The 24,738-nt window shown below is 71.0% G+C and carries 19 protein-coding genes and 1 pseudogene; 10 read left to right on the plus strand and 10 right to left on the minus strand.

The genetic code is table 11. The annotated features are described in order from the left end of the window. Positions 1-213: 213 nt before the first annotated feature. Genes AB8M85_RS04505 through AB8M85_RS04520 form a run of 4 tightly spaced genes read left to right on the plus strand, consistent with a single transcriptional unit; the run spans position 214 to position 4,559 of the window. Positions 214-1,263 (plus strand): nucleoside hydrolase, encoded by a 1,050-nt coding sequence (locus tag AB8M85_RS04505; protein WP_372697549.1) that lies wholly within the window; start codon positions 214-216, stop codon positions 1,261-1,263. Further along, positions 1,260-2,684, plus strand: coding sequence for an MFS transporter (locus tag AB8M85_RS04510; protein ID WP_372697550.1), 1,425 nt, complete (start codon positions 1,260-1,262; stop codon positions 2,682-2,684). Before AB8M85_RS04505 ends, AB8M85_RS04510 begins: the two co-directional genes overlap by 4 nt. Further along, positions 2,681-3,661 (plus strand): ribokinase, encoded by a 981-nt coding sequence (locus AB8M85_RS04515; RefSeq protein WP_372697551.1) that lies wholly within the window; start codon positions 2,681-2,683, stop codon positions 3,659-3,661. Before AB8M85_RS04510 ends, AB8M85_RS04515 begins: the two co-directional genes overlap by 4 nt. Positions 3,662-3,701: 40 nt before the next feature. Then, positions 3,702-4,559: a fumarylacetoacetate hydrolase family protein gene (locus AB8M85_RS04520; protein ID WP_372697722.1), complete on the plus strand. Its 858-nt coding sequence runs from the start codon at positions 3,702-3,704 to the stop codon at positions 4,557-4,559. A gap of 1,164 nt (positions 4,560-5,723) precedes the next feature. Here AB8M85_RS04520 and AB8M85_RS04525 read toward each other — a convergent pair. The 3 genes and pseudogenes from AB8M85_RS04525 to AB8M85_RS04535 form a co-directional block, all read right to left on the minus strand. Beyond that, positions 5,724-7,682, minus strand: a pseudogene (locus AB8M85_RS04525) (FAD-binding and (Fe-S)-binding domain-containing protein); the annotation flags it as partial. Between the two features lie 107 nt (positions 7,683-7,789). Continuing rightward, a complete protein-coding gene (locus AB8M85_RS04530; RefSeq protein WP_372697552.1) occupies positions 7,790-8,464 on the minus strand; it encodes a FadR/GntR family transcriptional regulator in 675 nt (224 codons plus the stop codon). Further along, positions 8,461-9,795 carry an MFS transporter gene (locus tag AB8M85_RS04535; protein WP_372697553.1) on the minus strand — a complete coding sequence of 445 codons (1,335 nt, stop codon included), beginning with the start codon at positions 9,793-9,795 and terminating at the stop codon, positions 8,461-8,463. The genes AB8M85_RS04530 and AB8M85_RS04535 overlap by 4 nt, the downstream gene beginning before the upstream one ends. Positions 9,796-9,876: 81 nt before the next feature. Here AB8M85_RS04535 and rraA point away from each other — a divergent pair, with 81 nt between their 5' ends. The 4 genes from rraA to AB8M85_RS04555 all read left to right on the plus strand — a co-directional run bounded on the left by rraA (position 9,877) and on the right by AB8M85_RS04555 (position 12,637). Beyond that, positions 9,877-10,341: a ribonuclease E activity regulator RraA gene (gene rraA, locus AB8M85_RS04540; protein ID WP_372697554.1), complete on the plus strand. Its 465-nt coding sequence runs from the start codon at positions 9,877-9,879 to the stop codon at positions 10,339-10,341. 144 nt (positions 10,342-10,485) lie between these two features. Further along, positions 10,486-11,124 carry a hypothetical protein gene (locus AB8M85_RS04545; protein ID WP_372697555.1) on the plus strand — a complete coding sequence of 213 codons (639 nt, stop codon included), beginning with the start codon at positions 10,486-10,488 and terminating at the stop codon, positions 11,122-11,124. Between the two features lie 119 nt (positions 11,125-11,243). Continuing rightward, complete coding sequence (locus tag AB8M85_RS04550; RefSeq protein ID WP_372697556.1) at positions 11,244-12,005, plus strand: YcnI family protein; 762 nt, start codon at positions 11,244-11,246, stop codon at positions 12,003-12,005. 65 nt (positions 12,006-12,070) lie between these two features. Then, positions 12,071-12,637 carry a copper resistance protein CopC gene (locus AB8M85_RS04555; protein ID WP_372697557.1) on the plus strand — a complete coding sequence of 189 codons (567 nt, stop codon included), beginning with the start codon at positions 12,071-12,073 and terminating at the stop codon, positions 12,635-12,637. Positions 12,638-12,665: 28 nt separating this feature from the next. On the opposite strand, the gene AB8M85_RS04560 is transcribed toward AB8M85_RS04555, so the two are convergent. Continuing rightward, positions 12,666-13,511 carry a CoA ester lyase gene (locus AB8M85_RS04560; RefSeq protein WP_372697558.1) on the minus strand — a complete coding sequence of 282 codons (846 nt, stop codon included), beginning with the start codon at positions 13,509-13,511 and terminating at the stop codon, positions 12,666-12,668. Positions 13,512-13,709: 198 nt separating this feature from the next. Here AB8M85_RS04560 and cycA point away from each other — a divergent pair, with 198 nt between their 5' ends. After that, positions 13,710-15,185, plus strand: a complete 1,476-nt coding sequence (gene cycA / locus AB8M85_RS04565; RefSeq protein WP_372697559.1) for a D-serine/D-alanine/glycine transporter — start codon at positions 13,710-13,712, stop codon at positions 15,183-15,185. 89 nt (positions 15,186-15,274) lie between these two features. Here the strand turns inward: cycA and AB8M85_RS04570 are convergent, their stop codons facing one another. Genes AB8M85_RS04570 through AB8M85_RS04595 form a run of 6 tightly spaced genes read right to left on the minus strand, consistent with a single transcriptional unit; the run spans position 15,275 to position 23,162 of the window. Continuing rightward, entirely contained in the window at positions 15,275-16,657 is a 1,383-nt protein-coding gene (locus AB8M85_RS04570; protein ID WP_372697560.1) for an LLM class flavin-dependent oxidoreductase, read from the minus strand. Continuing rightward, positions 16,654-17,910 (minus strand): acyl-CoA dehydrogenase family protein, encoded by a 1,257-nt coding sequence (locus AB8M85_RS04575; protein WP_372697561.1) that lies wholly within the window; start codon positions 17,908-17,910, stop codon positions 16,654-16,656. Before AB8M85_RS04575 ends, AB8M85_RS04570 begins: the two co-directional genes overlap by 4 nt. Further along, positions 17,907-19,610 (minus strand): dipeptide ABC transporter ATP-binding protein, encoded by a 1,704-nt coding sequence (locus AB8M85_RS04580; protein WP_372697562.1) that lies wholly within the window; start codon positions 19,608-19,610, stop codon positions 17,907-17,909. The genes AB8M85_RS04575 and AB8M85_RS04580 overlap by 4 nt, the downstream gene beginning before the upstream one ends. Further along, the gene (locus AB8M85_RS04585) at positions 19,607-20,524 is read right to left on the minus strand and encodes an ABC transporter permease (RefSeq protein ID WP_372697563.1); all 918 of its coding nucleotides are present in this window, start codon (positions 20,522-20,524) and stop codon (positions 19,607-19,609) included. Before AB8M85_RS04585 ends, AB8M85_RS04580 begins: the two co-directional genes overlap by 4 nt. Further along, a complete protein-coding gene (locus tag AB8M85_RS04590) occupies positions 20,521-21,549 on the minus strand; it encodes an ABC transporter permease (RefSeq protein WP_372697564.1) in 1,029 nt (342 codons plus the stop codon). Before AB8M85_RS04590 ends, AB8M85_RS04585 begins: the two co-directional genes overlap by 4 nt. Next, complete coding sequence (locus AB8M85_RS04595; RefSeq protein ID WP_372697565.1) at positions 21,546-23,162, minus strand: ABC transporter substrate-binding protein; 1,617 nt, start codon at positions 23,160-23,162, stop codon at positions 21,546-21,548. Before AB8M85_RS04595 ends, AB8M85_RS04590 begins: the two co-directional genes overlap by 4 nt. Positions 23,163-23,621: 459 nt before the next feature. Here AB8M85_RS04595 and AB8M85_RS04600 point away from each other — a divergent pair, with 459 nt between their 5' ends. Then, positions 23,622-24,716 carry a YihY/virulence factor BrkB family protein gene (locus tag AB8M85_RS04600; RefSeq protein WP_372697566.1) on the plus strand — a complete coding sequence of 365 codons (1,095 nt, stop codon included), beginning with the start codon at positions 23,622-23,624 and terminating at the stop codon, positions 24,714-24,716. The last annotated feature ends 22 nt before the right edge of the window (positions 24,717-24,738 follow it).

Here is a 24,738-nt window from a genome sequence, read left to right on the forward strand (position 1 = left end):
GCAGGCTGCTGGCTGGCTGGAGCGTCGGCGGATTCCATCGTTCCATCCTAGCGAGTCCGCGTCCCGCGCGGGCCAAAAGATCAAGCGCTTGACACCGCCGTCGTGCAGTCGGGGGTTAAGCGTTTGACGCAACCGCGGGGCGCGGTGCAGAATCTTCCTGAAACCCCTGATCCGCCGGCAGGAGCCGGCGACCCCAATGACGTGGAGAAAAACATGGGCGCACATCCCGCGACCGACAGCCCCCGCAAGATCATCCTCGACTGCGACCCCGGGCACGACGACGCCGTCGCCATCCTGCTGGCGCACGGCAACCCCGACATCGAGCTGCTGGCGGTCACCACCGTCGTCGGCAACCAGACGCTGGCCAAGGTCACCGCCAACGCCCTCGCGGTCGGCACGATTGCCGGGATCACCGGCGTCCCGTTCGCCGCCGGCTGCGACCGCCCGCTGGTGCGCAGCATCGAGAACGCCCCCGACATCCACGGCGAATCCGGCATGGACGGCCCCGCCCAGCCCGAGCCCGCCATCGAGCTGGATCCCCGCCACGCCGTGGACCTGATCATCGAGACCGTCATGGCGCACGCGCCCGGCACCGTCACCCTGGTCCCCACCGGCGGGCTGACCAACATCGCGATGGCCGCCCGCAAGGAGCCGCGCATCGTCGAACGTGTCCGCGAGGTCGTGCTGATGGGTGGCGGGTACCACGTGGGCAACTGGAGCGCCGTGGCCGAATTCAACATCATCATCGACCCCGAGGCCGCCCACATCGTGTTCAACGAGCCCTGGCCCGTCGTCATGGTCGGGCTGGACCTGACCCACCAGGCGCTGGCCACCCCCGACGTCGTGGCGCGCATCGAGGCGCTGGGCACCGGCCCGGCCAGGTTCGTGCGCGAACTGATGGACTTCTTCGCCCGGACCTACCAGGACGCCCAGGGCTTCGACCATCCGCCGGTGCACGATCCCTGCGCCGTCGCCTACGTCATCGACCCGTCCATCGTGACCACCCGCAAGGTACCGGTCGACATCGAGTTGGCCGGGAAGCTGACCCTGGGCATGACGGTCGCCGACTTCCGCGCCCCGGCGCCGGAGGACTGCCACACCTCGGTCGCCGTCGAACTGGACCACGCCCGCTTCTGGGACCTGGTCACCGACGCCCTCGAGCGGATCGGCGAGGTCGACCTGGCCGCCGCTCCGGAAGCCGCCGCCGACGACCTGGTTGCCGACGAGATCGCCGCGTCCGAAGGGGCGGTGGCCGCACGATGAGCACCACCTCCACCCGTCCCGCTACCGCCACCGGCGGAACCACCGCGTTGTTGTTCGCCCTGCTGGCCGCCTGCATCGCGTTCCAGCTCAACGCCTCCATGCTCAGCCCCGCCCTGGTCACGATGGGCGAGGAACTGCATACCGACCAGGCGGCCATCGGCCTGTCGCAGACCTGGTTCTTCACCACCGCCGCGCTCTTCTCGCTGTTCCTGCCGCGGCTGAGCGACATCGTGGGACGCAAGCGGATCCTGGTGATCATGCTGGTGCTCACCGCCGTCGGCTCCGTCGTCGCCGCACTGGCCCCGAACATCGGCTGGCTCTTCGCCGGCCGGATCATCCAGGGCATCTCCGGTCCCACCGTGCCGATGTGCCTGATCATGCTGCGCTCGGCGGTAACCGACCAGCGCCGCTACGGCACCATGATGGGCCTCATCCTCGCCGTCAACGGCGGCGTGGCCGGCGTCGACTCGTTCCTCGGCGGCTACCTGGCCGAGAACTTCGGCTTCCGCAGCATCTTCTGGTTCATGGTCGTCCTCGCCGTGCTGGCCGCCGCCGCCGTCTGGTGGAAGACGGACGAGACCAAACCGCGGGCCGGCACCACGATGGACTGGCGCGGGGTCGTCTTCATCGTCATCGCCGTCGGCGCCCTGCTAACCGCCCTGAACGAGGGAGCCGCGCTGGTCGGCGCCTACTCGACGTCCACACTGGTGCTCGCCCTGGTCCTGCTGGTCGTGGCGATCGCCGCGTTCGCCGCGTTCTGGGCCACCGAGAAGCGCACGAGCGAGCCGATGGTGGAGATCGCGCACCTGCGCCAGCGCTCCACCTGGGCGCCGCTGCTGACCACGATCCTGACCATGACCGGCATCTTCGCCGTCATCAACGGGATCGTCCCCGCCTACGTCCAGGCCGCCGCACCGGGCTTCGGCGTCGGCCCGACCGAGACCGCCCTGCTGATCCTCACCCCGTACGCCCTGCTCGGGTGGATCTTCGGTCCGGTCAGTGGCCGGCTCGCCCCGGTGCTGGGCTACACCCGGGTGCTGCGCATCGGCATGATCGGCTCCGTGGTCGCCCTGCTGGCCATCCTGTTCCTGGGGATGGACAACCTGCCGCTGATGGTTGCCGGGACCGCGCTGCTGGGCATCATGTACGCCGGCACCGCGAACATTATGCTCAACGGGCTCGGCGTCGTGCTCTCGCCCCCGGGCAACCCGGGCTTCCTGCCGGGCATGAACGCCGGCGCCTTCAACCTCGGCGCCGGGCTGAGCTTCCTGGTCCTGCCGGCCGTGCTGGTGGGCACCGCCTCGCTGGGCGCCTCGGCGTCCTACACGGCCGTCATCGTTACCGGCCTGGTCATCACCCTCGCCGCCCTGGCCGCCTCCCTGCTGATCCCGAAGCCCGTCGACGCGGAGGTCACCGCATGAGCACCCCCACCCACACCGCGCCAGGGCGGGACGGGCGGATCGTCGTGGTCGGTTCCCTCAATGCCGACCTGACGATCTACACCGAACGCCTGCCCGGCCCAGGGGAGACCCTGCAGGGCTCGGGCTTCGGCGTGAACCCCGGGGGCAAAAGCGCCAACCAGGCGGTCGCCGCCGGCCGGCTCGGCGCCGACGTCGCCCTGCTCGGTGCCGTCGGGGACGATGCGAACGGGACCCTGCTGCTGTCCTCCTGCGCCGCCGCCGGCGTGGACACCTCCGCCGTCCGCACCGCCGATGGCGTCGAGACCGGTGTCGCCGTGGTGACCGTGGACGCCGCCGGCGAGAACAGCATCGTCATCTCCCCCGGGGCCAACGGCACCGTCACCCCCGCCGAGGTGGAGGCCGCGGCGCACCTGTTCGATGGCGCCTCGGTGGTCTGTCTGTGCCTGGAGGTCGCCCCGGAAACGGTGACGGCCGCCGCCCGGGCAGGGCACGACGCCGGTGCCACAGTGGTCCTGAACCTCTCCCCCTACGCCCCGATCACCCCGGAGCTGGCTGCGGCCACTGGCGTGCTGCTGGTCAACGCGCACGAGGCCTCGCAGTTCCTCGACGGCGCCGGCATCCCCGACCCCGGGGCCCCGGAGGCCGCTTGGGGTCCGGTGGCCGAACGGTTCGCCGAACGTGGCCTGGACCGCGTGGTGGTCACCCTGGGCGCCGACGGGTCGGTGGTGCTGGATCGAACGCACGACGCCGGTGCCCCCATCACGCGGATCGCCCCCACCCGGGTGCTCGCCGTGGATACCACCGGCGCCGGCGATGCGTTCACCGGGGGCATCGCCACCCGGCTGGCCGCAGGCGACCGCCTGGCCAAGGCTGCCGCGTATGCCTCCGTCGTCGCAGCCCTGGCCGCCACGCAGAAGGGAACACAGGCGGCCTATCCGACGGCCGCCGACGTGGCCGCAGCCCTGCGAACGGCGTAACGCCGCACGGTGCCGCTCCGGCATGTGGTGGGATGGTGCCATGAAACTCGCAACCATCCGCCGTCCCGGGGCGGCACAGCAGACGTTCGCCGCGCTCGTCCAGGGCGAGACCGCCCACGAGTTGGCCGGCTTCGCCGACGTGGGGGCCTTCCTGGCCGCCGGCCACGCCACCCGGGCCGCGGCCCTCGAGGCGGCCCGGGCACCCCAGGATCGCGGCGCCGTCGTACCCGTGGCCGAGGCCGATTTCGGCACGCTGGTCACGGCCCCCGAGAAGGTCTTCTGCATCGGATTGAACTACCGCAACCACATCCTCGAGACGGGCCAGGAGCTGCCGGCCTACCCCACGGTCTTCACCAAGTTCGCCCGCTCGCTCACCGGCCCGGCCGATCCCATCGCCGTGCCGGAGGAGGACCACCGGCTGGACTGGGAAGGCGAACTGGCCATCGTCATCGGCGCCGAAGGCCGGCGCATCGCCGAAGCGGACGCCGCCGACCACATCGCCGGCTACGCCGTCTCCAACGACGTCTCCATGCGCGGCTGGCAGGGACGGACCACCGAATGGATGCAGGGCAAGGCCTGGGAGGCCTCGACCCCGGTCGGGCCGTTCCTGGTCTCCGCCGACGAGTTCCCCGACGGGGCGCGGATCCGCACGAAGGTCAACGGCGAAACCGTCCAGGAGGATTCCACCGCCGACCTGGTGTTCGGTCCGGCCGCCCTGGTCTCCTACCTCTCCACGATGGTCACGCTCGCCCCCGGCGACCTCATCCTCTCCGGCACGCCGGCCGGCGTCGCGCTCGGGCGGCGGAACGAGGCCGGACGGCACCCGTGGCTGAAGGCCGGCGACGTGCTGGAAACCTCGATCGACGGCCTGGGCGCCCAGCGCAACGTCGTCGTCTAGCAGCGGGACGTCCGGCGGGGGCTGCCGCGCAGCAGGCGCCGGAGGCCGGCAGCCCCCGCCGCTGCTGCGAGGCCGAGGACGATCACGGGGCCGATGCGCGGGGCCGATGCGCGGGGTCTGGGGCCGCTGGCCATAGGCGTCCTCCGGCGCCATGCCCGCTGCCTCGTCGCCGTGGAGGGCGGCGGCCAGCAGCTCGGCCAGATGCAGGCCCTGCCGGCCGCCGGCCTGGCCCTGCTCGATCTGGGTGCGGCAGCTGAAGCCGTCGGCCAGGACGGCCGCGTCCCGGTCCGCACCCCGCAGTGCCGGGAACAGCACGCGCTCCCCGCACGCCTCGGAGACCTCGTAGTGGCCCTTCTCGAACCCGAAATTCCCCGCAAGGCCGCAGCACCCCGAATCCAGCACGTCCGCATCGACGCCCATGGCCTCCAGCAGGTCGGCATCGCGGTCAAATCCCATCACTGCGTGCTGGTGGCAGTGCGTCTGGACCAGGGCCCCGCGGGCCATCCGCGGTGGCTGCCACCCCTCGCTGTGGTCCATCAGGAGTTCGGCCAGGGTGACCGTCTGGTCGCGCAGCCGGCGGACGTCGGCGTCGTGGGGGAACAGGTCGGCGGCGTCGGAACGGAAGACCGCCGTGCAGGACGGTTCCAACCCCAGGATGGGGGTGCCGCGGCGCAGGTGCGGCCCGAGGACGTCGACCGTGCGCCGCAGGACGCGCTGGGCCACGTCGAGCTGCCCGGTGGAAATCCACGTCAGGCCGCAGCACACCGGATCCTGCGGAACGAGGACCCTCCATCCGGCATCCTCGAGGACCTCGACCGCGGCCTGGGCCACATGCGGGTGGAAGGAGTTGCTGAACGTGTCCGGCCAGAGCACCACCTCGCCGCGCCGTCCGTTGCCCTGTGGTTGCCGTCGGGCGAACCAGGACTGGAAGGTCTCGGTGGCAAAGAGCGGAATCGTGCGTTCGGGGGCGATGCCACCTGCGGCCTTGGCCACCGCCGCCACCCCGGGAGTGCGCGTCAGGGCGTTCACCACCCGGGGCACGCGGGAGGCCAGCGCGGCCCAGAGGGGCAGCCAGCCCATCGAGTAATGCGCCATGGGCCGCAGCCGGCCGGCGTGGAAGTGGCTGAGGAACTCGGCCTTGTAGGTGGCCATGTCCACCTCGACCGGGCAGTCCGCCTTGCAGCCCTTGCAGGACAGGCACAGATCCAGTGCGTCGTGCACTTCCTGCGAGCGCCAGCCGTCGCGGATCGGCGAGTCCTCGTGTCCCTGCAGCATCTCGAACAGCAGGCGTGCGCGGCCGCGGGTGGAGTCCTCCTCCTCCCGGGTGACCATGTACGACGGGCACATGACACCGCCGTCGTGCCGTCGGCAGTTGCCCACCCCGACGCAACGCAGCACCGCCTGGTCGAACCGCCCGTCGTCGTCGGGGAAGGAGAAGTGCGTCTCCAGCTGCTCCGGTGAGTAGCCGGCCCCCAGCCGCAGGTTCTCGTCGATCCGGTAGGGCGCGGCCATCATGCCCGGGTTCATCCGGTTGCCGGGATCGAACACGGCCTTGAACTGGGCGAAGGCGGTGATGAGTTCGCTGCTGTACATGACCGGGAGCAGTTCGGCGCGGGCCTGGCCGTCGCCGTGCTCGCCGGAAAGCGACCCGCCCAGGGAGACGACGAACCGTGCCGCGCGTTCCATGAACGCCCGGAACGTGGCGATCCCCTGCTCGCTGGCCAGGTCGAACGGGATCCGGCTGTGCACGCAGCCCTGCCCGTAATGGCCGTAGAGGGAGGCGTCGGAGTAGCCGAACTCCTCGTACAACCCGCGCAGCCCGCGCAGGTACTCGCCGAGCCGCTCGGGGGGTACGGCCGAGTCCTCCCAGCCCGGCCACATGTTGGGCAGGCCCGGGACGTGCGCTGCCGTGCCCAGGGCGGCCTCGCGGATCTGCCACAGCTGCTCCTGCTGGGCCTCGTCGTCGTACACGCTGATGGTGGGACGGGTGTCGAAGCGGCGGGCCGCCTCGGCGAAGTCCCCGGCCTTCCGCCGGGCACCGGCCGGGGTGTCGGCCCCGAATTGGACCAGCAGCCACGCCTCCGGGCCCTCCGGCAACCGGTCGATGGCCCCGGTGTTGAGGTGCTTGGTGCGCTGGTAGGAGATGATCCGCTGGTCGAATCCCTCCAGGGCCACCGGGTCGTGCTCCAGGACGGTGGGCACGTCGTCGCCGCTGCTGCCCAGGTCCGCATAGCCGAGCAGGACGGCAGCCGTGGCCGGCACCACCGGCATCAGCGCCAGCTTGGCCCGCAACACCAGGACGCAGGTCCCCTCGGTCCCGACGAGGGCCCGGGCGGGGTTGAACCCGAATTCGGGCAGCAGGGAGTCCAGGTTGTAGCCGGACACCCGGCGCGGGATCTGGGGGAACTGGGCCCGGATCTCGTCGCCGTAGCGGTCGGCCAGCTCGCGCAGCTGGCGGTGGACCTCGGCGCTGCGGCCGCCGTCGGCGAGGATCTGCTGGAGGTCCGCGGGCGGGGTCTCCGAGACCTTCAGGCGCGTGCCGTCGGGCAGCATGACCTCCAGGGCCAGGACGTTGTCCACGGTCTTGCCGGTGCGTTGGGCCGTGGCCCCGCAGGAGTTGTTGCCGATCATCCCGCCGAGGGTGCAGTGGTTGTGCGTGGCCGGTTGCGGGCCGAAGCCCAGGCCGGACGGGGCCAGCTGTGCATTCAGCTCGTCCAGGACGATCCCGGGTTCGACCCAACAGGTCCGCTCGGTCGCATCGACCGAGAGCAGGTGGGTCAGGTATTTCGAGCAGTCAATGACCACCGCGGCATTGGTGCCCTGTCCGCCCAGGCTGGTGCCGCCGCCGCGCGGCAGGACGAGGGCGCCGTGGTCGCGGCACACCAGCATGGCCTCGGCGGCGGCCTCCACGGTGCGGGGGACGACGACGCCGAGGGGCACCTGCCGGTAGTTGGACGCGTCGGTCGAGTAGGCGCCGCGGGAACCGGCATCGAAGCGGATTTCGCCGTCCACCCGGGCCTCGAGGTCACGTTGCAGCCCGTGCAGGGACGGTGGCGGGCCGCTGTTCCGGGCCTCTTCCGACCCCGGCCGGACGACCGGGGCAGGCAGTTCCACGCGCGCCATGTTCCATCACCAATACCTTCGCCGGGCCCTGGGCAGCCCGCCCACTGGCCAGCCTAGGACCGGGGAGCCACGCGTGGAACCGTTCGCGTGGACTGCGGGCGGCGGGATCACCCGCTGGCGAATCCGAGGCAGTAGGTGAGGTTCGCCGTCGTGCTGCGTGCCGCGGCGTCGCCATCGCCGACCGCGACGGCCTCGACCAGCTCCTCGTGGCCGGCCGCCCGGCAGCCGTCGAATCCGCCGCGGAGGCGCTGGGCCATCTTCGTGCCGTGGAACACGTCGCCGAAGCTGGCGTAAAGCTCGACGAGCAGGCCGTTGCCCGAGGCACGCGCCACGGCGAGATGGAAGGCCCAGTCGGCGGCGATCCAGGCCTCGATGTCCTGCGCCTCCCAGGCACGACGACGCCCGGCCAGGTGGCCGCGCATCACGTCGAGATCCGCCACGGTCGCCGACGTGCTGGCCAGGCGGGCAGCCTGCGCGTCGAGGGCGAAGCGGACCTGCAGGACGTCCTGGTCGGTGTGCCGGGCGTAGGCCTGCTGGACCGTCCCCTGCATCTCGCTGCTGGCGCGAACGTACGTGCCATCGCCGCGCCGCACCTCCAGCATGCCGGCATGGGACAACGCCTTGATGGCCTCGCGCAGGGTCCCGCGGGACACCGCGAACCGTTCCGCCAGGGCGGGCTCGGCCGGGATGCGTTCGCCGATCGGCCATTCCCCGAAGGCGATGGCGGTGCGCAGCGCCGCGGTGACCTCCTGGGCCAGCGGGGTGCGCGGCGTGGTGGTCATGCGGCCACCCGCCGGAGCCGCCGTCCGCCCGGATGGCGCGGGGCTCCCGCCGTCAGGGCCAGGCACAGCAGCAGCTGCGCGACGGCCACGGCAAACAGCAGCCACAGGGGTACGCCCCACGCACCGGTCAGGCTGTGGAGCAGGCCGACGCCGAACGGGCCGGCCGTGGCCACGAGGTAGCCGACCGACTGCGCCACCGTGGAGATCGCCGTGGTTTCCGCGGCGTTCTGGCCGCTGCGGCTGATCACCACGAGCACCAGCGGGAACACCGAGATCCCCAGGCCCAGGAAGAGGACCGCCAGCATGGACGAGGACAGCGGGAGCAGCGCCAACCCGGCCAGCCCGGCCATCACCGTGCCGCAGCACAGCATGAACGCCCAGCGCAGTCCACTCGGTCGGGCGGCCAGGGGCAGCAGGATGAGCGTGAACGGGATCGTCACCAATTGCATGCCCGCCAGCAGCAGCCCCGCCAGGGCCGGGTCCATGCCGCGGGAAATCAGGATGACGGGCAGCCAGCTGATCAGCGAGTAGGCCAGCAGTGCCTGGACGGTGAACAGGCCGGCGATCAGCAGGCCCCTGCGGGTCCGCAGCACCTGCATCGGCGACAGGCCGGGTGACCCCTCCGCGGGTTCCGGCGGGCGGCGGCCGCCGAGGGCCAGCGGGATGAAGACCAGGGCCGATACCGCGGCCAGCAGCGACCACGCTGCCAGGCCCAGTGTCGGGGAGTCGAGCTGGAGTGCCAGGGGCACGCCGAGCGCGGAGGCCGCCGTGGCACCGAGCGACATGGTGATCGTGTAGGTGCCGGTCAGCAGCGAGGTCCGGTGGGCGTAGTGCTCCCGGATGAACGAGGGCATGGCCACGTTGCACAGCGCGATACCGCACATCCCGGCCACCGTACCCAGCAGCAGCATCCCCACGGAGGGAACCGCGCGGACGGCCAGTCCGGCGGCCAGGATCACCAGGGCCAGCAGGATGGTGCGCTCCACCCCCATCCGCCGCACCAGCCAAGAGGTCGCCGCGCCGGCGAAGGCAAAGGTCAGGGTCGGGATCGAGGGCAGGACCGCGGCGACCAGCGGCCCGTAGCCCAGCACTGCCTGGAGGTCGTGGAAGAGCGCTGCCGCGCTGGCGATGCCGGCACGCAGGTTCAATCCCACCAGGACGACGGCGACCACCCCGAGGACGACGACGAACCGGGTCCGCACGACGGCCTCCAGGGCCTGCTCCGGTGCAGTCTCCGGTGCGTGTTCCGGGGCCGGCCCAGCTGCATGTTCGGCGGCCGGGGCATGGGGCGGGAGGGCAGGGGTCGCCGGAGGTGGTGTCGAAGGGGGCATGCCCTAGACATTAGACGTCTGATGTTTGAAGTGGGACATTTTGTGACGGGGTTCTCCCGCCGCTCCGCCTATGCTGGGCCCATGTCCTTCACCACGTGCGACCTGTACGACGACGACGAGACCCTGCAATCCCTCTCCCTGCCCCTGCAGGACCTGGGCGGGAGGAAGCGCTTTGCCGGTCCCGTCCGCACCGTGCGCTGCCATCGTGACAACGGGCTGGTCAAGCAGCTGCTGAACACCCCGGGCGACGGCGGCGTGCTGGTCGTCGACGGGGGCGGAAACCACGAGTCGGCTCTCATGGGCGACATGATCGCCGCCGCGGCCGTTGCCAACGGGTGGGCCGGCGTCGTCATCAACGGCGTCATCCGCGACCGGGTGGCCCTGGCCGGCCTGGACCTTGGCGTCAAGGCGCTGGGTTCGAACCCGCGCAAGTCGGCCAAGGCAGGGGCCGGGGAGGTCGACGCCGTCGTCGAGTTCGGCGGGGTCCGCTTCCGTCCCGGTGCCTTGCTGCACGCCGACGAGGACGGTGTCCTCGTCGACTCCTGACCCGGGGGCCGAACCGGAACTGCCCGGAACCGACCCGGGCCCGCCCGGGACCGAGGCGGGGCGTCTTCCCGATTCGGCGCGGGCGGGACGCGTTCGGTACTTTGGTGGGGACTGCACCCGCAGCCGGCCGGCGAAAGGGGACCCATGCGCACCGCAGCGGCACCCCTGCGCCTGTGGCGCTCGGCGGCGGTGACCACCACCGTGCTCTGCCTGGCGGCAGCGTCCCACCTTCTCGGCGGCGGCCGGCTGCCCACCCTGCCCGTGCTGGTCCTGCTCGGCGCGCTCGTCAACGTGCCCGTCATGCTGCTGGCCGGCCGGCGCCTGGGGATGCGGTCGCTGCTCGCCCTCCTGGGGACGGGCCAGTGGGGGCTGCACCACGCCTTCGCCTGGTTCGCGACGTCCCCGACCTGCACCGGCGGCTCCGGGCACCAGGGCGCAGGCCACCTGCACCACGGCCCCACCGTCGTCGCCTCCTGTCTGCCGGGAGACGCGACGCTGGCTCACGTCCACTCCGGCGGGTGGGAACTGCCGATGCTGGCGGCCCATGCGTTGGCGATTGCGCTCACCGCGTTCGCCCTCTCCCGGGGTGAGGACGCCCTCTGGCTGCTGGTGGCCTGGCTCCGGCCCCTGGTCGGGGTGCCCGGCGTCCCCGTCCCGGCCGCGTCGGCGCCGCGCCTGCAGGCCATCCGCGCCCTGCCCGTGCTCCGGACCCGGTGCCCGGCGCGGGCCAACCGGCTCCGCGGCCCACCGCCGTCGTCCTTCCCGGCCCCCGCCGTCTCCTGAGGCAGGCGGGCGGGCGTCGGGACATCGCCGACCGGTCGGCCATGCCTCCGGTTCTTCCCGAACCACCCCTGCTGCGGCTGCGCCCTGCGTGGCCCCTGCACTCCCCGCAAAGGATTCCCATGACGACGAAGAACACCACCCCCGCACGCCACCGCCTGCTCACCACCGCTGCCGCCGCGGCAGCCACCGCCGGGCTGATGGTCCTGGGCACCGGCATCGCCTCGGCCCATGTGACCGTCAGCCCGAACAAGACCGCCGAGGGCTCCTACGCGCACGCGACTTTCAGCGTGCCCAACGAATCGGACAGCGCGACAACCGACCAGTTGACCGTGGCCCTGCCCAAGGACACCCCGTTCACCTCGGTCAGCGTCCAGCCGGTGGAAGGGTGGACCGCGACGGTCAGGCACGACACCCTCGAGAAGCCCGTCACGGTCCACGGGACCACGGTCACCGAGGCCGCCACCTCCGTCACCTGGAAGGCGGACCAGGCCCACCAGATCGGCCAGGACGAATTCCAGACGTTCACCGTGTCCCTGGGCACGCTGCCGTCCGCGGGGACCGCCGTGGTCCTCCCCGCGACCCAGCACTACACCGACGGTACGGTGGTGAAATGGGACGACCCCGCCGGCACCGGTGGCCAGGAACCGGAGCACCCGGCCCCCTCCTTCACCACGACGGCGGCACCGGCCGAATCCGGCGATGCCCAGCATGGCAGCGGGTCCTCGGACGCGGCGCAGGCAGCGGAAGCAGCGCAGGGATCGGAGGCGGACGCCTCCACCGGCGGCGGGATCGGTGTCGCCGCGCTGTGGATCGGGGTGGCCGGCCTGCTGGTCGGCGCCATCGCCCTGGTCCGCACCGTCGGCAGCAGCCGCAAGAACTGACCTCCGTCCCCGGGGTGTGGCCCGCCGTCCCGCGGCGGGCCACCCTCCCCCACGAAAGCCGAACCATGAACCACCACACCACCCGGCGCGGCCTGCGCCGGCCGGCCGTACGCGGCACCACCCTCCTGGCGGCAATGCTCCTGGCGCTGCTCGTGCCCATCGGGGCGGCCAGCGCCCACGACAACCTCATCTCCACCAACCCCGACGCCGGCTCCACCATCGAGACGATGCCGAAGGACATTGCGATGACCTACGACAACATCCCGATCGCCATGGGATCGGAGATCCACGTCGTCGATGCCGAGGGCACCAACTGGGCCACCGGCGAGGCGACGGTCACCAACCGCGTCGTCACCCAAGCGGTCCAGCCCGGAACCCCCGCCGGGACCTACACCGTGCAGTGGCGCGTGGTGTCCTCCGACGGGCACCCCATCCAGGGGGAGTTCAGCTTCACGACCCGCACGGGAGCCGAGCCCGGGGCGGCCACGCCGTCTGCGGATCCCGCCGCGTCCCCCGCCGCGGAGCCTGCGGGGCAGGGCATTGCGCCGTGGGTCATCCCCTCGGGGGTGGCGGTGCTGATCCTCATCGGCGCCGGCATCGCCATCGCCTGGCGTCGCTTCGGCACGGACTGACCCCGATCAGGACCAGTCCCGCGCCGGCTCAGGCGTTCCAGAGGCCGTAGGAGTCGGCGAGGTCGGCGATCTTCTGGGCGCGCGCCAGACGCGGCAGGTAGGAGCCGTCGCCGACGGCAGCGCCCGCGGCGTGGGCCTCGAGCAGCTCGTGGGCCCAGGAGAGCTCATCGGTACTGGGCGAGAGGCCCTGGTTGATGTCCTCCACCTGGGCCGGCGAGAGGCTCAGCTTGCCGGTCATGCCCATCGAGGCGGTGACGCGGCAGCCGGCGTGCACGTCTTCGGGATCTGCCGCGGCTGCCGCCGGGCCGTCGATCGCCCCGGGCAGCTGGCCGACGCGGGAGGCGACCACGAGCTTGCCGCGCGCGTAGGCCAGCGCCATCGGGTCCTCGGAGACGCCGGTGTCCTTGCGGAAGTCGTTGGTGCCGAAAGCCAGGCGGAAGGTGCCCGGCGCGGAGGCGATGGACGTGGCATTCTCGATGCCGATGGCCGACTCGATCAACGCCAGGACCGGTGTGCCGGCCTGAAGGCGCATTGCCGTGTAGGTGACCTGCTCGGGCTTCTCAGTCATGGCCAGCATGACCCCGCGCAGGCCCTTCGTCTTGGACAGGGCCGCCAGATCGTCGGCCCAGAAGTCGGTTTCGATGCCGTTGACCCGCACCCACGCTGTCATGCCCGTCGACAGGGCCTCCACGACCGCCTCGCGGGCCTCGGCCTTCTGCGCGTCCGGGACTGCCGCTTCCATGTCGAAGATGACGGAGTCCGCTTCGGAGGCCAGCGCCGGGGCGTACGACTCGGGCTTCGAGGCGTTCACCAGGAGCCACGAGCGGGAGAGTTTGGCGGGCAGGGACGCGGCGCGGCGGTTGCGAAGGGACATGCCCCCACATTACCGAGTCTGCGGCCCGGCGTTCCACCGCCGTCGTGCCCGTCACACTGCGTGCCGCGGCGCAACCCGGCCATCTGGTTGCGGTGGCCGCCGCCTGTGGCGCTACAGTGATTGCCGCTGTGTATCCGCGATCACAGAGCGCCCCCTTCCACGAGGTGGCATCCCCTGCCCGAACACAAGGAAGTACCCATGTCCGCAAGCACCCAGGTCGAGACGACCGCGCCCGGCGACGGGCCGGGAGAGCCCAAACTCGACCGCGCCCTGTCCAACCGCCACATCCAGCTCATCGCCATCGGCGGGGCCATCGGCACCGGCCTGTTCATGGGCTCCGGCAAGACCATCTCCGCTGCCGGCCCCTCGGTCATTTTCGTGTACATGGTCATCGGCTTCATGCTCTTCTTCGTCATGCGGGCCATGGGCGAGATCCTGCTGAGCAACCTGAAGTACAAGAACTTCGGCGACTTCGCCGGCGACATCCTCGGGCCCTGGGCCGCGTTCTTCACCGGCTGGACCTACTGGTTCTGCTGGGTCGTCACCGGCATCGCCGACGTGGTGGCCATCGCCCACTACGTCGCGTTCTGGTGGCCCCAGCTGCCGCTGTGGATCCCGGCTGTGGCCTGCATCCTCATCCTCCTCGGGCTCAACCTGCCCACGGTGCGTGCCTTCGGCGAGACCGAATTCTGGTTCGCGCTGATCAAGATCGTGGCCATCCTAGCCCTCATCGTCACCGGCCTGGTCATGATCATCATGGGCTTCGAGTCCGAGGGCGCCACCGCCTCCTTCTCCAACCTGTGGGAGCACGGGGGCATGTTCCCGACCGGCTTCATGGGCTTCGTTGCCGGGTTCCAGATCGCCGTCTTCGCCTTTGTCGGCATCGAACTGGTCGGCACCGCCGCCGCGGAGACCAAGGATCCGGAGAAGAACCTGCCCCGTGCCGTGAACTCCATTCCGGTGCGCATCCTGCTCTTCTACGTGGGCGCCCTGATCATCCTCATGGCCGTCCGGCCCTGGACCGGCTACACGGCCAACGAGTCCCCGTTCGTGGGCATGTTCGCCCTGGCCGGGCTGGTCGGAGCGGCGGGAGTGGTGAACTTCGTGGTGCTTACCTCCGCGACCTCCAGCGCCAACTCGGGCATCTACTCGACCTCGCGCATGGTCTACGGCCTCTCCCGCGAGGGGGACGCCCCGAAGGCCTTCGGCCGCCTGTCCAGCCGCAAGGTCCCGAAGAACGCCCTGTTGTTCTCGTGCATGTTCCTGCTCGCCGGTGTCGTGCTGCTCTACGCGGAGGGCTCGGTGGCCGAGGCGTTCACCCTGGTCACCACGATCTCCGCGTTGTGCTTCATGTTCGTCTGGACGATCATCCTGCTCAGCTACGTCGTCTACCGCCGTCGCCGCCCGCACCTGCACGAGGCGAGCACCTTCAAGATGCCCGGTGGCACGTTCATGCCCTATGTGGTGATGGTGTTCTTCGCCTTCATCCTGTGGGCGCTGACCACGCAGCCGGATACGCTGCAGGCCCTGCTGTTCACCCCGGTCTGGTTCGTGGCCCTGGCCATCGGCTACCTGGTGGTCCGCCGCAACCCGCTGCACGCCCGCATCCGCGCCGAACACCAGGCGAAGGTCGCCCGCGAGCACGAGGAGCGCCGGGCCCGCATCGACGCCTGAGCGCCGAGCAGATCAGAGTACGACGACGGAGGGCGGGTTCCAGCGCGAACCCGCCCTCCGTCGTCGTCGGCTGGCGCCGCCCCGGCCGGTCAGTGGACGACGACAGGTTTCGGGGCTCGGCCGAATGCCCCGCGGTACCGGGCGCCCGGGTGGTTCTCCGGCAGCCGGTCGTGGCCGAAGACCTTGCGGCGCAGGGTCCCGGGTGAGTAGGCGGTCTTGGCCAGGCCGCGGCGTTGCAGCGTGGGCAGGATCCGTTCGTTGAACTCGAGGTAGCTTCCGGGCAGGCGCCAGTTCATGACGTTGACCCCGTCGATCCCGGCCTGCTGCCAGCGCACCAGCTGGTCGGCGATCTCGTCCGGTGTGCCGGCGACGATGCCGCGCTGGATCCGGTTCCGGGCCAGGTCGGCCAGGGTGGGTTCGCGGTCCGGGTTCGCCCGCCGCAGCCAGTCCACGAAGCCCTGCCCGCCGTTGTTCGGAATAGCGCGCAACTCCGTGTCCTCCGGCAGCCGGGAACCGTCCGGCAGGATGCCCAGCGAGGAATGCGTGAGGTAGCCGGTGACCGATGAGTACTCCTCGAGGTCGGCGCGTTGGCGGTCCACCTCCGCATGGGTGGACCCGACGATGAAGCTCAGCCCCTGGAAGAACTTGATGTCCTCCCCCCGGCGGCCGGCCTCGATAGCCGCTGCGCGGGCGGTGGCGGTGTGCTGCCGCGCGCCCTCGGGGTCGGGCGGGCCGATGAAGACCGCTTCGGCGTGTTTCGCGGCGAAGCGGATGCCGCGTTCGGAGCCGCCAGCTTGGAAAAGCAGTGGCGTGCGCTGCGGGGACGGTGCCGGCAGGTGGGGGCCCTCCACCGAGTAGCGGGGCCCGATGTGGTGGATCTTGTGGATCCGCGACGGGTCGGCGTGCCGTCCCCCGGCCTTGTCCACCAGCACGGCGTCCTCGTCCCAGGACCCCTCCCACAGCTTGTACGCGACGTCGAGGTATTCGTCGGCCCAGTCGTACCGGGCATCGTGCTCGACCAGTGCTGGCAGCCCGAAGTTGCGGGCGGCGTTCTCCTGCGTGCTGGTCACGATGTTCCACGCCACCCGCCCGCGGGAGAGGTGGTCCAGCGTGGAGACCTGGCGGGCGAAGTTGAACGGATGGTTCTGCATGACGTTGGAGGTGTAGGCCAGCCCGATGTCCTTCGTGACGGCGGCCAGCGCCCCGAGCAGGACGGCCGGGTCGTTGGAGGGGATCTGCAGGCCCTCGGTGACGTTGTCCGCGTACTGGCCGCCGGCCGGGCCGTAGAGGCCGGTGACGTCGGCGAAGAACATGGCGTCGAACAGGCCCTCCTCGAGCGTCCGGGCCAGGTCCGTCCAGAGGGAAAGGTCGTTGAACTCGTGCTGGCGGGCCTCGGGGTGCCGCCACTGACCGTGGTGGATGTGGGAGACGGTGTTCATCAGGAAGGCGTTGAAGAGCAGGGGCGTGGTCATGCGGGGTCTCCTGGTGTGGTGGCGGGTACCTGGGCACCTGCGGCGCCGACGTAGATGGCTGTGGTGCGTTGGTCTCCGGTCAACTGGTGTTGGCCGATTTCGCGGGCACGGTAGATGACGGGGTTGTGCTGGCCCAGGACCCTGGCATTGCGCCAGTGGCGGTCCAGGCCGCGTCCCTGGGAGACGGCGGAGGCACCGCCGACCTCGAAGAGGCGGTTGGTGACGTCAAGTGTCTGTTCGACGACGAAGACCTGCGCCTCCGAGACGCTGGCATCCAGTTCCTGCGTTTCGGTTGCGTCCAGTCCGCCCGCTGCCTGCCGGGCGGCGGCCTGTTGGATCCGTTCCCCGATGGCGTCGAGCACGGCGTCAATGGCGAACACCGAGCTGGAGATGCGCCCGACCACCTCCTGGACGAGCGGGTCGCGTGAAGCCGATTCCCCGACGCCGTGTGCGAAGGCGCGGGTCCGGCCGCGGACGTAGTCGACGGTGTCACGGCGCGCCGCTGCGGCGATGCCGCCCAGGGCCACCAGCAGGATCGCCTGGACGTAGGCCGCGGTGAATCCTGGGCCGCCACGCGGGGCCTCGATCACGTCCTGGGGGTCGACGGCGACGTCGTCGAACCGGGCGGTGCCCGAGGCGGTGAGTCGCTGCCCGAATCCGTCCCAGTCATCGAGCACCTCGACGCCGGGGGCATCGCGGCGGACCGTCGCCCGGACGCTCCTACCGTCCACGGTATCGGCGTGGACCTGGATCCAGTCGGCGTAGAGGCTGCCGGTGCTGTAGTACTTGGTGCCGGTCAGCACGAGCTGCCCGTTGCGGTCCAGCAAGTGCGTCGAGTTGGTTCCGGGTGCATTGCCCTTCTCGGTGGTGGCGTTGCCGAGGATGGCGCCGTCGGCGATGCGCTTCAGCCAGCGCCCGCGGCGCTCGCTGTCGGGGCCGGAAAGCAGGACCTCGACGGCGGTGAAATGGGCACGCAATGCCTGGACCAGGTTGGGGTCGGCGATGGCCAGTTCCCGCAGCAACCGGAGGGTCTGTGCCAGGCTGGCCCCCGGCCCGCCGTGTTCCCGGGGGATGCGCACGGAGGTGAAGCCGGCCTGCGCCAGCCGGGCCACGGCGTCGTAGGCCAGGGTCCGGGCGCTCTCACGGTGCACGGCCCCGGAGGCGATGTGCTCCAGCAGCGGGGCGAACCGCTCCAGCAGCGAGGTGGTCGTGGGGGCGTCCTGGGTGGTGCCGACGTCGGAGAGGGTGGTCATGGGCGTCCTTTCGGTCCGTTGGCTGCCGGGCCGGTGCCGGCCGCAGGGGCCAGCCGAGGTGCCGCCTCGAGCAGGCTGCGGGTGTAGTGCTGGGTGGGGGCGGCGAAGACCTCTTCGGTGCGTCCGGCTTCCACGACCTCGCCGGCTTGCATGACCAGGATCTCGTCGCTGACGTGCCGGATGACTCCGAGGTCGTGGGAGATGAAGACGTAGCTGAGGCCGAATTCGCGCTGCAGGTCATCGAGCAGGTCGAGCACCTGCGCCTGGATGGAGACGTCAAGGGCTGAGACCGGTTCGTCGCAGATGATGATCTCCGGGCCGCCGGCCAGGGCCCGGGCGATGGAGACGCGTTGGCGCTGGCCGCCGGAGAGCCAGAGCGGCCGACGGGTGGCCAGGTGCGGGCCGAGGCCGACGGTTTCGAGCAGGGCGGCGACCTCGTCGCGGCTGCGCCGGCCGCTGCCGGCCAGGGCGTCGGAGAGGATCCGGCCCACGCTCCATTGCGGGTCGAAGGAACCCAGCGGGTCCTGTGCAATGGTGGCCACTTGGCGGCGCAGCGGCCGTCGCTCGCGTTCGGGCAGGGCGCTCCAGGGGCGGCCCAGCAGGTCGACGCTTCCGGCGTCGGGTCGGGCGAGGCCCAACGCCATGCGGGCGACAGTGCTCTTGCCGGATCCGGATTCGCCGACGATGCCCAAGGTGGTGCCGCGGCGCAGGGCGAAGGACACGTCCGCGACGGCGACCCGGTCGGTGCCATCGGGGTTCCGATAGGTCTTGCGCAGGTTCGCCGCCGACAGGACCACGTCATGGTCCACCCCATCCGGCCCCGCCGGGCCCCGCGCTGCGACTAGCTTCCGGTGGCGGTCGGTGATGCCGGTCGCGGTGTCCGAGAGCCGGCTGCCACGGGGCTTGTCGGTCGGGACGGCGCGCAGCAAGCGGCGGGTGTAGTCGTGGTGCGGGTTGGCCAGCACCTCGGCGGCGGCCCCGGATTCGACGATTTCCCCGGCCCGCATGACCGCGATGTGGTCCGCCAGCTGGGCGACGACGGCCAGGTCGTGGCTGATCAGCAGCAGTGCAGATCCTGCGGCCTTGCGTTCGGCGAGCAGGTCCAGGATCTGTGCCTGCACGGTGGCATCCAGTGCGGTGGTGGGTTCGTCGGCCACCAGCAGCGCGGGCTCCAAGGCGATGGCGGAGGCGATCAGAGCACGCTGCCGCAGGCCTCCGGAGAGCTCCCCGGAGCGCTGGTTGATGCGTTGTTCCGGCTCGGGGATGCCGACCGCTTCCAGCAGTTCCAGGACCCGTTGGCGTCGCTGGCGCGGTCCGAGCCGGGTGTGGATGCGCAGCGCGTCATCGATCTCCGTGCCGATGGTGCGCAGCGGGTCCAGCGACACCAGTGCGTCCTGCAGGATGTAGCCGATCCCGGCGCCGCGGACGCGGCGCCAGTCCCTGTCGCTGCTGGCCAGCAGGTCCTTTCCGTCCAGCTCGAGCCGATCGGCCCGGATGCGGGATCCGTGGCCAGTCAGCCCGATCAGGGTCCGCGCCGTCACCGATTTTCCGGATCCCGACTCCCCCACGATCGCCAGGCATTGGCCGGGGTGGACGTCGAAGTCGACGCCGTGTACTGCGGGGACCGGGGCATCGGCGGGGCCGAAGCCGATCCGCAGGTCGCGGACGCTGACCACCGGGGGTGTGTCTGTGGTGCTCATGGGTTCTCCTTCAGGTGCCGCTGCACGCCGTGGCCGAGCAGTGTGGTGGTGGCGGCGCTGAGCACGATGAACAGGCCGGGGAAGACGGTCAGCCACCAGGCATTGCCGATGTAGAGGCGCCCGTTGGAGAGCATCGAGCCCCATTCGGGGTCCGGCGGGGTGGCGCCCAGACCCAGGAAGCTCAGCGACGAGGCCCAGACGATGGCCTGCCCGATCCCGAGCGTGGCCAGGACCAGCAGGGGCGCCGCCACATTGGGCAGGATGTGGTGGCGGATGATGAACCAGCGCGAGCGGCCCTGGACCACAGAGGCCTCCACATAGCCGGACCGGCGGACCGAGAGGACCTGGGAGCGGATCATGCGGGCGTAGCCCGGGGCTGTGGACAGGCCGACGGCGACCGTGGTGGTGACGACGCCGGGGCCCAGGATGGTGATGACCAGCAGGGCCAGGAGGAGCCCGGGGAAGGCGAAGAGCACCTCCAGGAACCGGGAGACCCCGAAGTCGAGTCTCCGGGTGCCCAATCCGGCCAGGGCGCCGAGCAGGGTCGCCACCCCCAGGCCGATCGCCGTGGCCAGCACGCCGATGAGCAGCGAGCTGCGGGCGCCGTGGATGACCCGGGAGTAGACGTCGCGTCCGGATTCGTCGGTCCCGAACCAGTGGCCGGGGCCCGGCGGGGTGAAGGCGACGGCGGGTTCCATGGCCAGCGGTCCATATGGGGCCAGCACTCCGGGGATGGCGGCCGCTGCCACCAGGGCAGCCAGGATCACGGCAGGGACCAGGATCGAGGGGCCGAGCCGGCGCCGGATCCGCGGGCGTCCTGCCGGTGCGGTCCCGCTTCCGCCTCCAGGGATCGGAGCCGACGTGGACGCCGCGGCCGGTGTGGCCGGGCCGGCCCCGGGGGCCAGGCCGCTCATGCCGCACGCAGCCGCGGGTCGGCCAGCCGGTCGGCCAGGTCACTGAGCACGGTGACGACCACGTAGATCGCGGCGACCAGGACCACGACGCCGAGCACCAGCGGCACATCGCGCACGAGGACCGATTGGAGCAGCGTCCTGCCGATCCCGGGCCGGGCGAAAACGGTCTCGACCACCACGGCACCGCTGATCAGCGAGCCGACGGCCCACCCAGAAAGCCCGATCGCCGGCAGTGCCGCGTGGCGCAGGGCGTGGCGCAGGCTCACCTGGGTCTCCGCCTCGCCGCGGGCCCGCGCCGAGAGCGCGAACGGGGACTGCATGGCGGTGAGCATGGATTCGCGCATGACCTGTCCCAAGAAGCCGGCCAGCGGGATCGCCAGGGTCAGCACCGGGAGGATCAGCCCCTCCGGTCCGGGTGCGCCGCTGGTGGCCGGAAGCCATTGCAACTGGACGCTGAACACCAGGATCAGCAGGCTGCCGAGCCAGAAGTGCGGAACGGCTGCGGAGACGACCTCCAGCAGGTTCCCCACGGTGGTGGCGATCCGGCCGCCCCGTGCCGACCACAACGCCAGCGCCAGGGCGAGCACCCACGCGGCGGCCAGCGCCAGCACGGCCAGCAGCAGGGTGCTGCCGACCTGATCGCCGAGGATCTTGGCGACCGGTTCGCGCAGCTGGTAGGACTCCCCGAGGTCCCCGGTGAGCAGCCGGCCCAGGTAGGCGGCGTACTGCACCGCCAGCGGCCGGTCCAGGCCGTTGGCCTCGCGGGCCTGCTGGCGCATGGCCTCGGTGGCGTTGTTTCCGGGACCGCCGAGCAGGGCGTCCACGGGATCGCCGGGCACGAGCCGGAGGGCGAAGAAGGCCAGGGTGGCGACGGCCCAGAGCACGACGGCGGCACCCAGGAGGCGCTGGAGGGCGAGCCGGGCGATCGGGGCGAGTTCCCGGCGTCGTACTGTGCGGGATGCGGATGCGGTGGTGGGCGCCATGGTCTCGGCGCCCGGTGGGCGGATGTCGGTGGGTGTGGTCATGATCGGTCCAACCAGGTGTCGTAGAAGGTGGGCATCCCCAGCGGGGACAGGAGCTGGACGCCCTCGACGTCGGAGCGGAAGCCGAGGCGGGTCTGCTGGTCGAAGATCGGCAGCGAAAGGTACTGGGCGTCGATGAGCTGCTGCGCCCGGGCGTAGAGCCGGCCGCGCTCCTCCTCGTCGGCGGTGGTGGCGGCGGCGCGCAGCGCGGTGTCGATCTTCTCGGCGGCAGGGCCCGTGAGCCCGTTGTTGTTCGCGTGGTATCCGCCCTCGATGACCGAGGGGATGTGGGCGGAGTCGTAGACGATGTTCAGCACCGACGGCGAGTTCTTCGTGTAGTACAGCGGGGCCAACCCGTAGTCCCAGGAGTAGCGGCGGGCATTGAAGCTGGAGGTTTCCTCCTGGCTGATCCGCAGGTCGAATCCGACGGCCTTGGCGCTGGCCTGGAACTGCTCGAGCACGGAGACCGGCACCAGCACCGCGTCGTTCTGGATGACCGTGGCCGCCAGGCGCTGCCCGTCCTTGGTGCGGTAGCCCTCGGCGTCGCGGCCGGTCCAGCCGGCCTCGTCCAGCAGGCGGTTGGCCTTGTCCACGTCCTGCGCATAGACGTCGGGTTCCTGGAGGTTGTACTTGGTGATGCTGCTGAGCACCGAGTTCGAGCGCGGGACGGTGCCCATGAAGATGCTCTTCAGGGCGGCGTCGACGTCCACGGAGCGCACGAATGCCTCGCGGACGCGGACGTCGCCGAACGGAGCGGTGGTGGCGTTCAGCGTCAGGTTGACCACGTGGCCGGGGCGGGAACCGATGAGCGTGTCCAGCGCGGGGTCCGCGTCCGCGGCGACCGCGTTCTGCGGCTGGAGGACGTCGATGACGTCCACCTCCCCCGACTGCAGGGCGGCAAAGCGGGCGGCGTGGTCCGGCAGGATGCGCCAGATGATCTGGTCCAGGTAGGCAGGGCCGGTGTGCCCGGCCGACGGCGGGGCCGTGTGGTAGTCCTCGTTGCGGGTGAGCACGATCTGCTGCTGCTTGGACCAGCTCTGCACCCTGAAGGGGCCGGTGCCCACCGGGGACAGGCAGTTGGCGTCCGCGCCGCGGGCCAGGGCCTGCTGCGACTGCATGGGCAGCCACACCTGGGCGAAATGCTCGAGCAGGGCGTTGTCGCGTGCGGAGAGGTGCAGCCGGGCGGTGAACTCGTCGACCTTCTCGACGGATTCCACCTTCTCGACCGCCAGCAGGGCGGTGCTGGAAAGGGTCTCGGGGTCCTTGATGTAGGCCACGTTGTCGATGATCGTCTGCGCGTTGAGCTGCTGGCCGTCGGTGAAGTGAACGTCGTCGCGCACGGTGATGTCCAGGGACAGCCGGTCCTTCGACCACTTCCACGCCTCGGCCAGCCAGGGACCGATGTTGCCGTCCTCATCCTGGTAGAAGAGCGGTTCGAGGTACTGCGTGGCGACCAGGGCCTGCGGCACGTTGCCCGAGACGATCGGGTCCAGGCAGGCCGGCTCGACGTCCCCTGTGGCGTAGACGAGCGTACCGCCGGCGACGGGTTCCCGCGCGGCGCCGTCGGCCGATTCCGCGTGTGCCCCTCCCCCGCACGCTGCGAGCGCCAGGGACATGGCCGCCACCATGCCCGCGAACAGCAGGGAACGGCCGGCTGGCAGTGCGGCGGGGCGAGCGTCCCGTCGTCGTCGGAGCGGCGGATGCGGTCGGGGTTCTGCCTGGTACGCCGGCTGGCGATTTGTCACGGATGCTCCTCGAAGTCGTGAGGCCCACCGCGGATCGGTGGACGTCGTGCTTCGATTGGAAACCCCGGAGGCCCAGGGTGCCAAGGCCGCTGTCATGTGACGGAAACGGACGTCGTTCCGGGTCACATTTCCCCGTCCGGGACCGCCGATGGGGCGGTCGCGGCCGGTGGCGGCGCGTCATGTCCTGTCGTTTCCCGTCACAGAGCGAAACCTGCTTGACGACAGGCCCCTGGCGGCCGCGGGACGCTGAAAGCGTTGTTGGCCTGCCGTCGTCGTGTTTGACTGGCCTTTCCCAGGACCGACACTTCCGATCGTCGTTGGAGGGTACGAATGTCTTCCCGATCATCTGCAGACCGGCAGCACCAGGCGGACGAGTCCGCCGCACGCCGCGGGCAGGAGCCCCCGGCGGACGACCGCCGCAAGCCCACCGCGCCCCCGCAGCTGTCCGGCCGGGCGTGGAAATACATCCTCAAGCGCACCATCGGGGAATTCTCCCGGGACAAGTGCACCGACCTGGCTGCCGCGCTGACGTACCACACGGTCCTGTCGATCTTCCCCGCGCTGCTGGCCCTGGTCTCCCTGCTCGGCGTCGTCGGCCAGGCAGAATCCACGGTCAAGATGATCATGGGGATGATCGAAGGGGTCGCCAGCCCCCAGGTCGCCGACACGCTGCGGCAGCCGATCGAACAGCTGGCCACCGCGCCGTCGGCCGGACTCGCCCTGATCGTCGGCCTGCTGGGCGCCCTATGGACGGCCTCGGGCTACGTGGGCGCCTTCGGCCGGGCCATGAATCGGATCTACGAGGTCGACGAGGGGCGCCCGTTCTACAAGCTGCGCCCGCTGATGCTGCTGGTCACGCTGGTGATGCTCCTGCTGGCCGTGGCCATGGCGATCCTGCTGATCGTCTCCGGACCCATTGCCCGGACGATCGGCGACGCCGTCGGCCTCGGCGAAACCGCCGTCATGGTCTGGAACATCGCCAAGTGGCCGGTGCTGGTGGTCTTCGCCATCCTGCTGATCGCCGTGCTGTACTACGGGACGCCCAACGTGAAGCAGCCGAAGTTCCGGTGGCTGAGCCTGGGGTCGGTGCTGGCGCTGGTGATCCTGGCCATTGCCACGCTCGGCTTCTTCTTCTACGTCTCGAACTTCGGGCACTACAACAAGACCTATGGAGCCATCGGCGGCGTGATCGTCATGCTGCTGTGGATCTGGATCGCGAACCTCTCGCTGTTGTTGGGGGCGGAGTTCGACGCCGAAATGGAACGCGGGCGCGAGCTGCAGGGCGGGCTGCACGCCGCCGAAGACGTCCAGCTGCCCCCGCGCGACACCAAGGCCAGCGACAAACGGTCGCTGAAGGAGGAAAGGATCATCGAAGAGGGCCGCGCCCTGCGGCAGGCCAGCCGAGACGGCGACCGCGACAGCTAGCGGGCCCGCTGCCCGCTACCGC

This window comes from Arthrobacter sp. JSM 101049, assembly GCF_041679245.1.
Classification (GTDB): domain Bacteria; phylum Actinomycetota; class Actinomycetes; order Actinomycetales; family Micrococcaceae; genus Arthrobacter_H.